The 14,008-nt window shown below is 35.5% G+C and carries 10 protein-coding genes and 2 pseudogenes; 3 read left to right on the top strand and 9 right to left on the bottom strand.

The window, feature by feature from the left end:
- The first annotated feature begins 332 nt into the window (after positions 1-332).
- On the top strand, positions 333-1,676 hold the full coding sequence (locus ASC72_RS16150; protein WP_056192845.1) for a hypothetical protein: 1,344 nt from the start codon (positions 333-335) through the stop codon (positions 1,674-1,676).
- A gap of 17 nt (positions 1,677-1,693) precedes the next feature.
- Complete coding sequence (locus ASC72_RS16145; protein ID WP_056192843.1) at positions 1,694-2,104, top strand: hypothetical protein; 411 nt, start codon at positions 1,694-1,696, stop codon at positions 2,102-2,104.
- A gap of 205 nt (positions 2,105-2,309) precedes the next feature.
- On the opposite strand, the gene ASC72_RS24845 is transcribed toward ASC72_RS16145, so the two are convergent.
- Entirely contained in the window at positions 2,310-2,714 is a 405-nt protein-coding gene (locus ASC72_RS24845; RefSeq protein ID WP_371258468.1) for a DDE-type integrase/transposase/recombinase, read from the bottom strand.
- A gap of 59 nt (positions 2,715-2,773) precedes the next feature.
- On the opposite strand from ASC72_RS24845, the gene ASC72_RS16135 reads away from it, so the two are divergent.
- Entirely contained in the window at positions 2,774-3,061 is a 288-nt protein-coding gene (locus ASC72_RS16135) for a hypothetical protein (RefSeq protein WP_056192838.1), read from the top strand.
- Positions 3,062-3,079: 18 nt separating this feature from the next.
- Here the strand turns inward: ASC72_RS16135 and ASC72_RS16130 are convergent, their stop codons facing one another.
- From ASC72_RS16130 to ASC72_RS16105, 8 genes and pseudogenes are all read right to left on the bottom strand, one after another.
- Entirely contained in the window at positions 3,080-4,306 is a 1,227-nt protein-coding gene (locus ASC72_RS16130; RefSeq protein WP_056192835.1) for a Glu/Leu/Phe/Val dehydrogenase dimerization domain-containing protein, read from the bottom strand.
- A gap of 59 nt (positions 4,307-4,365) precedes the next feature.
- Positions 4,366-5,805 (bottom strand): annotated as a pseudogene (locus ASC72_RS16125) (aromatic amino acid hydroxylase); the annotation flags it as partial.
- A 1-nt stretch (position 5,806) separates the two neighbouring features.
- Positions 5,807-6,220 (bottom strand): annotated as a pseudogene (locus ASC72_RS24565) (phenylalanine 4-monooxygenase); the annotation flags it as partial.
- Between the two features lie 66 nt (positions 6,221-6,286).
- The gene (locus ASC72_RS23695) at positions 6,287-6,610 is read right to left on the bottom strand and encodes a TSUP family transporter (RefSeq protein ID WP_241775727.1); all 324 of its coding nucleotides are present in this window, start codon (positions 6,608-6,610) and stop codon (positions 6,287-6,289) included.
- Between the two features lie 243 nt (positions 6,611-6,853).
- On the bottom strand, positions 6,854-7,411 hold the full coding sequence (locus ASC72_RS16120; protein ID WP_056192832.1) for a Crp/Fnr family transcriptional regulator: 558 nt from the start codon (positions 7,409-7,411) through the stop codon (positions 6,854-6,856).
- 77 nt (positions 7,412-7,488) lie between these two features.
- A complete protein-coding gene (locus ASC72_RS16115) occupies positions 7,489-8,997 on the bottom strand; it encodes an aminotransferase class V-fold PLP-dependent enzyme (RefSeq protein ID WP_056192830.1) in 1,509 nt (502 codons plus the stop codon).
- Positions 8,998-9,017: 20 nt separating this feature from the next.
- Positions 9,018-11,015 carry a cytochrome c biogenesis protein CcdA gene (locus ASC72_RS16110; RefSeq protein WP_056193579.1) on the bottom strand — a complete coding sequence of 666 codons (1,998 nt, stop codon included), beginning with the start codon at positions 11,013-11,015 and terminating at the stop codon, positions 9,018-9,020.
- Positions 11,016-11,215: 200 nt separating this feature from the next.
- Positions 11,216-13,999, bottom strand: a complete 2,784-nt coding sequence (locus tag ASC72_RS16105) for a pitrilysin family protein (protein ID WP_056192828.1) — start codon at positions 13,997-13,999, stop codon at positions 11,216-11,218.
- Positions 14,000-14,008 lie beyond the last annotated feature (9 nt).

Here is a 14,008-nt window from a genome sequence, read left to right as displayed (position 1 = left end):
TGCCTGCAGAATGATATACTTTGGATAACAATGACTTTATGGGTTTAAAATTATAAAGATAAAGTTATTCCCAAATGCGACAGAACCCAGCAGGTCACTATCTTCTGCTGCATATATTACTATATATAAGAGCTTTAAGTTTGTTATTTAAAATAATTATAAATAATCCTCAAGAGAAAGCGTATTTGTAAGAATATATTTTTAATTTTGCTCAAAATAAAATTTTTTGAGTTCATTGTCCTACAATAATTCATCCGAATGGCCAACGGATTATTTACAATGAACCGGAAGAAGAATTACTAAATAATTAATTTATTAATACTCTGAAATTTATGAGCAATAAACTACGCAGATCAATTTCTTTTCTTGCAATTAGCACTGCCGTTTTATTATCAAGTTGCCAAAAAGATGAAATTGAATTAACAAATCAGGAATCATCTGTCCTTAATGCAAAAGAATGGTTTGAAAACACCAAGCCCAATTTAGAAGCATTAAAATATACTGAAACTATCGATTGGAGTAATGCAATTGTACTTGATAACGACGGTGAGCAGGCAATTGAAGTACCTTTAAAATTAATTGACGATGCTTCGACAAATGTTGTTTCTGACATAGAATATAAAACTTTTATGAGGCTTCTGTTGATTAAAAATATCGATGATACATATAAAGTATTTAATATTGTCTATACGACTAAAGATGTTTCATTCAATAATAGTGATAAATCATTTAATATACTTGATATTGGTTCGCAATTTTCCGGATATATAACAATTCAGAAAAGTGATAACACAATCGGTTACTCTGGAAAATACGAAAACAGTGAATTTTCCGGTCTGCATAACTATAATCCGGAAAAGAGATTAACCGACAGGCTAGTTTGCTCATACTACGTTACAGTAGGAAATTATACAACCTGCAGTAACTGGGTGTGGTATCCTGATTACACTTTTGGTCCCGGCGGTCCAGGCACCCTGCCTCCAGGATATATGCCTGGGATCTCAGGTCCGCTTTACCCAAATGGACTTCCAGCTTTTGACCCATGCTTCGCTGCAAAAAATGCAACTTCTGTCGCAGCAAATGCAAGTTTTATAAGTGCGAAAGCTGCTATTATTCAAGCTGGTGCTGATGGTAAAGAACATAGCATTACTTTAGGTTATCCAGGCCCTGCCGGCCCATATACACAGTCGGCAATGAGGAATGGAGGGACAAACGACGTATCAGTAAATGAAACCCTTTCTGGAGCATTTGCAGCAATACACAATCATCCCAATAATACTCCGTTATCTGCAGGTGATATTTATGTTGCTGTCACACTAAACACTAAAAACGCTGCCTTTTATACATCAATAATTGTAACCGGAGGTGAAACTTATGCAATTGTGGTTAATAACCTTCCAGCTGCAAAGGAATTTGTAAAAAATAATCCTCCTGACTTATCACCTAATTACCCTCCTGAATTCCCCGATAATATTTTCGATCAAATATTAGATATCAGAACTAAGCTGGGAGAGTCAATTGAAGCTCGAACAGAAGCAATTGCGACGGTTTTAGATGCTAATAATGCTGGAATTACATTAATGAAGCAAGACAGCAGTGGGAAATTTAATCGAATTAAATTGCAAAAAACAAACAACCCAGACGGCACAGTATCATACATAGCTGTTCCTTGTTAATTTTAAAAAAATAAATCATGAAAAATACAATCAAATTCCTAGCATTCCTATCATTTATAATAAGCAGCTGTCAGGCACAGCAGTTGGTCCAAGTTCCGAATGACGCTTATAAATTAAAAACTAACGAACAAAATTTCATCAATAAGCCTTTAAAAGATGTACTGAAAGAAATAAAACCAGAAGTAAAATTTGTGCTGGGAACAACAGATTCTCCATCGTACTTTACTTTTCGCTTTAAAAATAGAGAAGAATTAAACAAAGCAGCCAATAATACAGATGCTATCGGATTGCATATATATGTAAAAGAGCCTTTAAATTGGCACTTTGACCAAAGACCTAAAGGAAAAGAATACGAGTGGACAAAAGAAGATCTCGAAAAATATGGTAATCTTACGGTAATCCGAATTAAAGTTACAGGTAAACAGTAATTAAATCACAAGAAAAATCCTCAATCAAATTATTGATTGAGGATTTTTTTCAATATAAATATTCTCAAAATTCATTTTTTTGGAGAATTTTTTCAATTTTCGCCATATCATAATAGAAATATATCACCTAATTTAGTAAATGGCAAAATTCCGGTTCTGTCGCATCTGTCAGAATCAAATAATAAGACTTTAAGTAATTTTAAAGTTAGTCCATCAATTTACAGAATGATTTAAACATAGATATCCCTGATCTAACCATCTGATTCTTTCTTAGCATATGTACAACTTCAATTCCGCTCAATGTTCGTCTGACCGATTCAAAACTTTTAAAACCTAATCCGTTTTGTATGCGCCACTTGATAAAACGATGGTCCTGTTCGACAATATTGTTGAGATATTTACATTGCCGGATTTTAATCTTTGAGAACGAGCGCTTGTTATAGACTTTGATCGCTGCTGTATTAGAACCATTTTTATCAATGTTTATTACCCGTGGCCTGCAGTTATTACTAATTGCTTTAATTAGAAAAGACGGAGCGCTCATTCTCTGTCTTTTTCTGATCAAAAGAAAGTCAATCGTATTGCCTAATTTATCCACTGCCCTGTACAAATAACACCAACAATCCAAATTGAACTAGTTTCCGTAAATTTATATAAAGGATTTATTTTATGGAAACATTACCAATATTTCATATAAAAGTTCTGCAAATACTTGCCGGCAGATACGGCACAAACTGCACTTTAGAAGAGTTGACTAGTATACTTACTCAAGTCAGTAATTTTACAACAGTATTTACAGACAATTTGTCGAATGAAAACGAAAAGCAAGCAAGAGTACTAGATGCGTTAATATTTTTGAATAATCAGGGTTATATTTTTTTAAACTCAAATACTGACAGAAGTTCCATCACTATTAAAGGTCTGATTAAAATAAATAGTGAGATCTTTTGCAATTAACTTAAATCTAACAATTGATTATACTAATTGTTTCAGTGCGATTTCAAATGCAGTCGCACTGATATTGGTTTTGGATGGATTCAAAGCATGAGCTTTTACAATCGCATTTTTTATAATTTCTGAAGTATCATTAAAGATCGCCTCATCTGTCATCTGCACTTTTTTCTCCATGAAATAAGCAAAAACTCTCGCCATTCCGCAATTCGAAATGAAATCCGGAATCAAACTTACTTTATGATCCACTTCTTCCATAATAGATCCGAAGAAAATTTCTTTATCAGCAAAAGGAACATTCGCACCACACGAAATAACTTCTAATCCGTTTGCAATTAAGCTGTCGATTTGAGTTTGTTGCACCAATCTTGAAGCTGCACAAGGTGTGAAAATTTCAGCACCAATGGTCCAGATTTTAGAATTGATTTCCTCGAACGGAATCATATTATCGGCAATCAATTTGTTTCCGTCTTTATTTAAAAACAATGTTCTGATTTCCTCAAAAGAAAAACCTTTTTCATTAATTAATCCTCCGTCACGATCAATAATTCCGATAACTTTGGCTCCCATTTCAGCTAAATAAAAAGCGGCTGCAGATCCAACATTTCCGAATCCCTGAACGATTACTTTTTTGCCTTTAATATCACCACCATAATTATTATAGAAATGACGAACAGCCTCGGCAACGCCGTAACCTGTAATCATATCGGCAACAGTATATTTTCTCGTTACGTCTGGAGAGAATTTAGGGTTTTCGATAACCTTGATAACACCCTGACGCAATTGACCAATTCTATTGATTTTATCTGCTTCGGTTGGTTTGAAGTGTCCGTTAAAAACACCTTCCTGCGGATGCCAGACACCACATTCTTCTGTCATAGGGATAACTTCGTGAATTTCATCAACATTCAAATCACCACCCGTTCCGTAATAACTTTTTAACAAAGGCGAAACCGCTTTGTACCAACGTTGTAAAACGCCTTTTTTACGAGGATCGTTCGGATCAAAATTAATTCCGGATTTAGCGCCTCCAATTGCAGGACCAGAAACTGAAAATTTAACTTCCATTGTTTTTGCCAAAGAAAGAACTTCGTTCATATCGAGGCCTTTTCTCATTCTTGTTCCACCACCCGCGGCTCCTCCACGAAGTGAATTAATTACTGTCCAACCTTCTGCTTCTGTCTCAGAATCTTTCCAGTTAAAAACAATTTCAGGTTCCTTATTTTCGAATTGCTTTAATAGATTTTTCATTTTTTACTTATATTGGGTGATTAAATATTGTAGATTGGAATACAGATAGCATTAATTGATCATACAAAACGATTAAAAATCAATTCCAGGCCGCCTGAAATCAAATGTGCCACTTCAGGGCGTTTTGCTTTCAGCTGATCCAAATAAACCAATACTTCTTGTAGTAATTGTTTTTCTTCAGAATCCTTCAAAAGTTCTGCAATTTCAACAGGAAGTAGCCAATCGTTTGTATGATTATTTTTCAGTTTTTCAAAAACAGCTTTTAGTTCTGATTTCGAATCTTTATTTTCTCTTATGAAACGAACAGTCTGATAAAGAACTTCTAAATCATCGCGTTCATCTGTATGTTTTGCTTTAATGGTTTGAGAGGTCGGAACAATATTAATCAGATCAAAACTAGTCACATCCGCTGGTCCGGAAAAAGCAGAAACTACTTTTTTACCAATGGCCATATCGTAATTTCCCCAGTCAGGCTGAAACAAAATCGTTTCGCCATGCGTTACGGTACAATTTCTAAAACTGATTAAAATGATCTCTCCGTGTAAGTTTCTGGAACCTGTAATGATTTCTCCTTCCACAATAATATTGCCTTCAAACTCCAGTTTTACAGTTTCATTTTCGACAATACTATAAGCTTGTAAATCCTTCGGACTCATATCTTCGATCGCTAAATTAAAGCCTTTTAATTTCCCAATCGGACTTCCAAATCCGTGTGGATGAGTTAAAGTTCCGTGGCCCACTAATTCTTTTTCACGGTATGATAAAGCTGTTTTTCCGGTAGTCTGAATGTAAACCGGTTTTCCTTCTTCTTCCAAAACATTGGTAAAAACGCCTGAAATTTGTAGACCAGTACTCAATTCAATTGTACCTAAAGCATTCGAATGAATTAGTTTCTGAATTCCGGAAAGGCCTCCGGTTCTCAATGCCATTTTATTGGCAAATTCCTCCAGGATCAAACTTAAATATGAAAAAGTAGGCGTTACATAAAGTTGAGGTTGTAACTGCGTAATATCAAAATTTTGGTTCGCAGCCGAAATATCATAGGGGATTTTCTTCACGTTATCTGTCATACACCAAGCGCTTTCTCCAATAGAAGAAAGTAATCCGGCACCGTATATTTTGGGGTCTTCAACAGTTCCAATCAAACCGTACTCCACTGTCCACCAATGCAGGTTACGAATCTGGGCCATTTCAGATAATTCACTCATATTATTTTGCAAATCGGCAACTGCTTTTTCTGCTTCGTCGATTTTTTCTTGTGGTGTATCTTCGGCCTCTTTCAAAATCGAAAGCAAACGAATCGCTTCATACATCTGGTAATCTTTGTGTGATGAGATGGCTTTGCATCCAATTTCTCCAAAACGACGTAGATATTCCGCATATTCAGGATTCGCAATAATAGGAGCGTGGCCGGCACCTTCGTGAATAATGTCTGGTGCGGGTGTATATTCAATATGTTCTAATTGTCTGATGTCTGAAGCTATAACCAAAACGTTATANAGGAGCGTGGCCGGCACCTTCGTGAATAATGTCTGGTGCGGGTGTATATTCAATATGTTCTAATTGTCTGATGTCTGAAGCTATAACCAAAACGTTATACGCCTGGAATTCCATAAAAGCATTCGGCGGAATAAAACCATCAACCGCAACGGCAGCCCAGCCAATTTCGGTCAGAATTCTATTCATTCCATACATACTCGGAATAGAATCTACTTCGATTCCGGTTTTTTTCAAGCCATCCAAATAAGAATGATGGGCAACTTTTGATAAATAATCTACATTTTTGCGCATCACATAACGCCAAACAGCCTGATTAATCGGCGTATAATCGCTATAATCCTGAGGTTTAATAAATTGCTTTAAATGTTTAGGCAATCGCTCTAATAACGGGTTTGTCTCAATATTTGGATTCATTTGTAATTCTACTATTATAAATTTAGAAAATTATGTTGGTGTATTTGATAGATAAAAAGTGATCTATTACTTTAAGATATTAAAATCAGATACTGCCGCTATAATCATCGGTATAGAAAACACTATCATAATAAGTAAGTCTTTTGAAAGAGTATAAGAAGCTACGGAAAATAAGTTGGAAGCAATATTGGGAAATATCACCTCGCGGATGACCAGTATGAAAAAAATTGACGGCAAGGCAAAGTATAAAGCAGATTTAAATATGAGATTGCCCATTTTATAATGATTGTAGCTTCCGAAAAGGGCAGTTAAACCCACTATAAACAAAGAATACGAAGTTGCCTTTTCAGGATTTACCTTAAATAAATAAACTAAAATAGGGACAGTCAAAACAGAACCCCTCCACCAACTAAACCAAGTGAAATGCCTATAATAATTGAAGCAAAATATCCAGCGTATTCCATTATTTTTTAGGGCAAAGATGGATTATAAAAGGAAAAAAATAGTAACATATAACCCAAATTATTTCAAAAATTTTCATATTTGCCTTATGCTCAAATTAAAAATCAGTTAGAAAAAAATCCTAACTTCCATTAGGATTTTTTTTATTATCAAATTACTTTCAAATTCATGTTAAAATTGGCTCAGGGTCTTTCTGGTTATTCCCAAATAAGAAGCAATCATAACTTTGGAAAGTCGAAGCTGTATCTTTGGATATTCGCGAAGAAACTGCTCATAGCGGTCCTTTGAATTTGAACACATAAAAAGCAGGATTCTGCTTTGATACATTATACTGTTTGTGTTGCTTTTCTTTCGGAAGAAAAATTCCATTTTTTTAGATGTTTCACACAGCTTTTCTTTTTCTTTATATGAGATGCAATAAAACTCTGTATCCTCCAGGCATTTAATGTCAATACTTGCAGAACAGCCTGTATTGAAAGACCGTACGTCTGATATCCATTGCCCTTCCAAGGCAAACTGAATTATATGATTTTTACCAATATCATTGAGATGTGAAGCTACAGCTAAACCTTCAAGGATAAAAAATTCATATGTAGAAAACTTTCCAGTCTCTATTATATATTTGCCTTTTTTACAACTTTTTTTATCGAAGAACTTTTCTATTTCCAGATACTCTTCGTCTGATATCTGAACTACTTTAGATATATGTTCCTTAAGCGTTTCCTTCATGTTCACTTTAATTAAAGTTAAATTTATCAATTAGAATAAAATTCAATAATTAATCATTCCAGATCATTGTACTGAATTTAGATATATTGATCCATACTAAACCATCCTTTTACCGCTTCAGCAGTATTTTCAACACCTGCTACATTTTCAAACTCGTTGCTGGCTGGATTGTATTTATATGCTTTCTGCCATTCTGTATAATAAAAAGCTACCTTTTGTACTGCATCACAGATAAAGAGAAGATCTTCGTTTGTCATTGTGGGGTGGAGCGATATACGCACCCATCCAGGTTTTTGGCTGAGATCCATTTCAAGTATACCATTTGTAATTGCTTTGGACTCATCCTGTTTTATATTGAAAAGTGCATGCGCATAAGTACTGGCGCATGACCACCCGCCTCTTACCTGTATTCCAAATCGATCATTCAAAAGACGAACGATTAGATTATAATGAATATCTTCAATGACAAAGGAAACACAGCCAATACGTTCGGCTTTCAGATCACCCAAAATATGAAGCCCATCTATTTTCTTTAATTCAAAAAAGCAAAGTTCCAGAAGTTCCTTTTCCCTTTTTTTCATGTTTTCTATTCCCATCTGATCTTTTAGTTCCAGACAAAGAGCTGTGCGCATCACTTGTAGAAAGCCGGGAGTTCCTCCATCCTCTTTAACCTCTATAGAATCACTGTAATGATATCCCCCCCAAGGATCAGTACATTTTACATTTCCGCCTCCCGGATTATCGGGATAGCACGAACTGTAAAACTTTTCATTAAAGACTAAAATTCCGCAGGTTCCCGGCCCTCCCAAAAACTTATGCGGTGAAAAGAATATTGCATCGAGCTGCTCCTGAGGATCCTCAGGGTGCATGTCAATTTTTACATAGGGCGCAGATGCTGCAAAGTCTACAAAACAGTAACCCCCATGTTGATGCATGATTTTCGCAAGCTGATGATATGGAGTAATAATTCCAGTAACATTTGAGCATGCGGTAAAAGAGCCAATCTTTACAGCCCTATGTTCATATTTTTTAATTTCAGCAGCGAGAATCTCAGGATCAACCATATTGTTATCATCCGGAGCAAGTATTACCACATCGGCAATGGTTTCATACCATGGAACCTGATTTGAATGATGTTCCATATGCGTTATAAAAACCACCGGCCTTTCATCTTCATGAAGCAGACCGACATTGTAAATATTATCCGTGGAACGAAGCCCCATAATACGCTGTAATTTGGATAATGCCGCAGTCATACCGGTTCCAGTAGTTACCAGGACATCATATTGGCTAGCATTCACGTGTTTTTTAATCAGCTGTCTGGCATATTGATAGCCATATGTTGAAGCCTTTCCCGTCTCACTTGAAAATGAATGTGTATTGGCAATCATTGGCCCTATTTTATGGCGTACGATATATTCTATTGGACCATATAATCTGCCACTGGCAATCCAGTCAGCGTACAGCAATTTTTGCTGTCCATAAATAGACTCAAAACTATGATCTGCCCCAATTGTGTACTCTCTAAATTTAGCAAAATACTGCTCGACTCCGATATTCGCGGTTTTATTCTCAGTGACACTCATTTTTATTCGTTTTAAAAAGTTTATTTTTTAAAATTTTTAATTCCCCGCTCAAGCCAGTTCAAATAATTCTCGACATCGGGATTATATGCAGAAGGCTCTCCAAGATTAGAACTGTTATGATCTACAATCACATAAAACGGCTGTGCATTTGCTTTATAGGTCTTGATCTGTAAATCACTCCATTTATTACCTATTGTCTTTATTTTTTTGCCTGTCGTCTCAGAAACGTACTGTTCATTTTCAGGCAGTTCTTTTTTGTCATCTACATAAAGCGAAATCAAAACCACCTCGTTGTTTAAAACTTCCAAAACTTTAGCATCTGACCAGACCAATTCTTCCATTTTTCGACAGTTTACGCAAGCATAACCAGTAAAATCCAGTAAAACAGGTTTTCCTGTTTTTTTGGCAAACTCCATGCCTTTGTCATAATCATGAAAAGTGATGATGTTCTGTGGACCATACTCTGCTCCGTCGGCCAAAGCAGACTTACCTCTCTGTACTGTGTTTTTAGCTCCAAATCCATCCGGAGATTCACTATACTGTATTGGTGGTGGAAATCCGCTGATAAGCTTTAAAGGAGCACCCCACAATCCGGGAATTAAATAAATTGTAAAACTCAAAACGATTAGGCCAAAACTCAATCTTCCCACAGAAATATGATTAATTGGCGAATCATGGGGCAAAGTGATTTTTCCGAATAAATAGAAAGCCAATGTTCCGAAAACAGCAATCCAAATTGTTAGAAAAACTTCTCTTTCCAAACAATGCAATTGCAAAACCAAGTCGGCATTAGATAAGAATTTAAAAGCTAAAGCCAATTCTAAAAAACCTAAAACTACTTTTACGGTATTCAGCCATCCTCCCGATTTTGGAAGTGCATTTAACCAACCAGGAAAAGCAGCAAATAATGAAAATGGTAAAGCAATAGCAGTAGAAAATCCTAACATTCCTACTACTGGCGCGATACCTCCTTTTGAAGCGGCTTCTACCAATAAGGTTCCCACAATTGGTCCGGTACAAGAGAACGAAACAATTGCAAGGGCCATAGCCATGAAAAAAATCCCAATCAACCCTCCTCTGTCTGCTTGTGAATCGACTTTATTTGCCAATGCATTTGGCAGCATAATTTCAAAGGCACCTAAAAAAGAACAGGCAAACACAACCAATAAAATGAAGAAAATTAAATTGAACCAAACGTTTGTTGACAAGGCATTTAAGGAATCTGCACCAAAAATAGCCGTTACAATCGATCCTAATAAAACATAAATAATAATAATTGAAAATCCGTATATCAGGGCATTTCTAATTCCGGCAGCCTTGGTTTTACTTTGCTTGGTAAAATAACTTACTGTCATTGGAATCATCGGGAAAACGCATGGTGTCAATAAAGCGGCAAAACCAGATAAAAAAGCAATTATAAAGATGCTTAACAATCCTCTCGATTCATTTTTTTTGATTGGGTTTCCAACCGCTATTTCAGCTTTTTTTTCGACAGCTACAATTGCTTTTTCTTCTTTTATTGAATCTCTCGGAACCGAATTTACTTCAGCTGAAGCCAATTTATTTGCATTTGGAAATTTAAATAATAATTTTTCCGAAGTGGGCGGTAAACAATTACTGTCATCGCAAACCATAAATTCAACTTCGGCGGTAATGTTTGCACTATTCTCTGAATTAAATTTTATTTTTTGGGTAAAAATTGCTTTATCTTCAAAATATTTAATTTTCATATTGAAGATTCTATCCACTACTTCATGTCCTTTTCCCTCAGTCGTTTTACCCACTAATTCGAAGTTTTTCTTATCCTTTTTAAAAGTAAAAGCTGTTGGCGATGGTCCGCCTTCTTCAATATATTGTCCGTACAAATGCCAGCCCGATTGTATCTTGGCTTCAGCTTTAAGTAAATATTCTTTTTCTGTAATTTTTTCAACAGAAGTTGTCCATTTAACCGGATTGTACATTTGTCCAAACATGCTGAAACTCACCAGCAGCAGCATGGTAATTATGATATTTTTCATTTTTTTTGATTTGATATTTTTTAAAAAAGAGCTGTCGGCAAACAGCTCTTTAAGGTCTCTCACAGAAATAATAACTAATTCAATTCTAAAATAAAAATAATGAAAGACGACTATTAAAATTTACTTTTTGTTTCAGGTTTCTAGTTGCAATAACTTTTTCAAAGTTTAAAACATTGACAAAGTTGAATACCTATTTTAATTTATTGTAAAGGATTGCCATCCGTATCAAGTGAACCCGCTTTTATGACAATCATTTTATCTAACTGAATGTATTTTTTAATCGCATTGTTAACTTGTTCCAGCGTTACTTTTTCGATATCCTTTGGATATTGTTCGATATAATTTGGTTCCAAACCTCTTTCGACAAAGCTTAAAATCGTTCTTGTCATTCCGTTAGTAGTAGACATTCCTACTTTAAAACTTCCAATTAAATTGGTTTTCTTATTCTCTAATTCCTCCTCAGTTATTCCGTCATTTACCCATTTTTTAACCTGTACCATAGTGGCATCCAATCCTTTTTGAAATAAAGTTGGATTAAATGATGCATTAACAAACCAATAACCTCCTGTTGTAATATTGCCTCCCAATCCTGATGAAATATTGTAAGTCAAACCATCATTATCACGAACGGTTTGCATCAAACGACCGGCAAAACCAGCACCTAAAGTGTAATTGCCAATATAAAATGGGATATAATCCGCATCTGCTCTTTTTAAACCGGTATATTGGCCTACGAATAATTCGGCACTAGGTTTTTCTGCAATGGTAATAACTTCCGTCTTCGAAGGTTTTTTTGCAGCATCTTCAAATTTTAAAGTCTCAGCCACACCGCCATTCCAGTTTTTAAATGTTTTTTTTAATGCGGCATTTAAATTTGCTCCTTCTGTATCGCCAACAATAACCAAATGCATGGATGCTGGTCCAAAGTATTTTTTATGAAAGGCTTTTACCTCATCCAGAGTTGCATTTTTAATGTTTGCTAAATCATCTTCAACACTCAAACTGTAGTTTGGATTTCCTTTTGGATAAATTGCCTGTGCCAACGCTATGCCCCCTCTTTCTCCTGGATCATTTAGGTTTTGCTGTATATTTCCAGTAAACTGCTGTTTTAAATTCTCAAATTCTTTTGTATCAAATAATGGTGAACGTAATTCTTCTGCCAAGAGAGCAATTACCTGATCCAGATCTTTTTTCAAACATTTAAAACCAATATTTATTTTTGTATTTGAAGCACCAATATTGATGTTTACTCCTAATTTTTGAAGCTTTTCTGAAAACTTAAATTTATCATTCAGCGTTGTTCCTTTTGATAACATTGCTGTTGTTAAAGAAGGAATCATTTCATTTTTACCTTCGTTAGCAAAATTTCCTAATGAAATACTGGCTGCAACTGTCATAAAATCTTTAGCTGAAGTTTTTACTGATACAACATCGATTCCGGCGATTTTTTCTCTTTTAAAAGAGGAAGCTGTTTTTTCTGCAGCGATTTCCTTTACATCAAAAACTTTATTCACTGTGTGTTTTTGTTCTGATGATATACCTTCTTCAACAAGGTTGTGCTTTGGATCTCTGTAATAAAATGGGGCATTGTCTGGCATAAAATTTTCGGCTTTCGCTTCGAGTCCTTCATTTGATCCGGATTGTTTTGGTATAAAATATCCCGTTGTGCTTTGATCTTCAACTAAATATTTTTTGGCAACACGCAAAACATCCGCTGGTGTCACTTTTTTAAGTCGGTCAATACCTGTTACATAATCTGTCCAGTCTCCCGCAGCGATTGCTTCATTCAATTCAGATGCGATAACTCCTGATCCATCACGGCCTAAAATAGTCTGCGCACTAATTTTGGCAACCACACGATTTACCTCATCCTGAGTAACACCTTCTTTCTGAATTTTAGCAACGACTTCGCCTATTTTGGCATCAATATCTTCATGTTTTGAAGTGGTTGGAAAACCAACACCAATTGTAAATAGACCAACTTCCTTAAAATTTGTCGCACTCGCATAACTATAAATTCCCATACGGGTATCAACAAAAGTTTTGTTTAAAATTGCCGAAGGTCCAGCCCCAATAATTTCACCGAGAATATTTAATGCCGGTAAATCTTCGTGCAAAGCTCCCGGAATTTTATAAGCTTTGTTCACAACGCCTAATTCTCCCGGTTTTTTTACGATAATTTTTCGAGGTCCGTATTGCTGAGGCTCTTCGGTATACGGTTGCGGCATTGCGTTTGGCGCTTTTGTAATTCCTCCAAAATATTTTTCTATTAATTCAAAAACATTCTCTTTTTTAAAATCTCCAATAATAGTCAACGTCGCATTATCAGGCCAGTAATAGGTATTATAAAAATTACGCAGAACCTCAATTGGTGCTTTTTCAATATCCGATTTCCAACCTATTGTAGAATGATGATACGGATGTGCGATATAAGCTGCCGCCCAGATTTCTTTATCCAGCAAACTGTTTGGATCGTTTTCACCACGTTCGAATTCGTTACGAACTACGGTCATTTCTGCTTCTTTATCTTCTTTTAGTAATAAAGAATTACGCATTCTGTCGGCTTCAATCTGCAATGCCAAACCAATTTTATCACTTGGCAGTGTTTCAAAATAATTGGTTCTGTCGTACCAGGTTGTGGCATTTAACTGTGCTCCTGTATTTTGAAGTACATCAGTAATGGTAGTGCCGCTTTTTTTATTGAAAGTCGGAGTTCCTTTGAACATTAAATGTTCCAAAAGATGTGTTGACCCTGTGTTTCCTAAGACCTCATTTTTAGAACCTACACGATACACGATTTGTACCGTTGCAACAGGCGAAGCATTATCCTGCAAAAGCAAAACATTCATACCATTAGGTTGGTACAGATATTCCTCTATACCTCCTAACTCTTTCACTTTCTTAAAGTTAATAGATTTATTCTGCGCTGAAATCAGGGTACAGAAAGCTAGTGAGCAATAGCCCACAAAAATGTATTTTTTCATTTTTTGTGA

The sequence above is a fragment of the Flavobacterium sp. Root420 genome (assembly GCF_001427905.1).
In the GTDB taxonomy this organism is placed as follows: Bacteria; Bacteroidota; Bacteroidia; order Flavobacteriales; family Flavobacteriaceae; genus Flavobacterium.
The sequence above is the reverse complement of the archived record's forward strand: the minus strand, read 5'-3'. Positions and strand labels throughout refer to the sequence as shown.

Coding starts and splice junctions, on each gene's coding strand:
- ASC72_RS16150 (WP_056192845.1), top strand. CDS start 333: ATGAGCAATAAACTACGCAGATCAATTTCTTTTCTTGCAATTAGCACT.
- ASC72_RS16145 (WP_056192843.1), top strand. CDS start 1,694: ATGAAAAATACAATCAAATTCCTAGCATTCCTATCATTTATAATAAGC.
- ASC72_RS16135 (WP_056192838.1), top strand. CDS start 2,774: ATGGAAACATTACCAATATTTCATATAAAAGTTCTGCAAATACTTGCC.
- ASC72_RS16130 (WP_056192835.1), bottom strand. CDS start 4,306: ATGAAAAATCTATTAAAGCAATTCGAAAATAAGGAACCTGAAATTGTT.
- ASC72_RS16120 (WP_056192832.1), bottom strand. CDS start 7,411: ATGAAGGAAACGCTTAAGGAACATATATCTAAAGTAGTTCAGATATCA.
- ASC72_RS16115 (WP_056192830.1), bottom strand. CDS start 8,997: ATGAGTGTCACTGAGAATAAAACCGCGAATATCGGAGTCGAGCAGTAT.
- ASC72_RS16110 (WP_056193579.1), bottom strand. CDS start 11,015: ATGAAAAATATCATAATTACCATGCTGCTGCTGGTGAGTTTCAGCATG.
- ASC72_RS16105 (WP_056192828.1), bottom strand. CDS start 13,999: ATGAAAAAATACATTTTTGTGGGCTATTGCTCACTAGCTTTCTGTACC.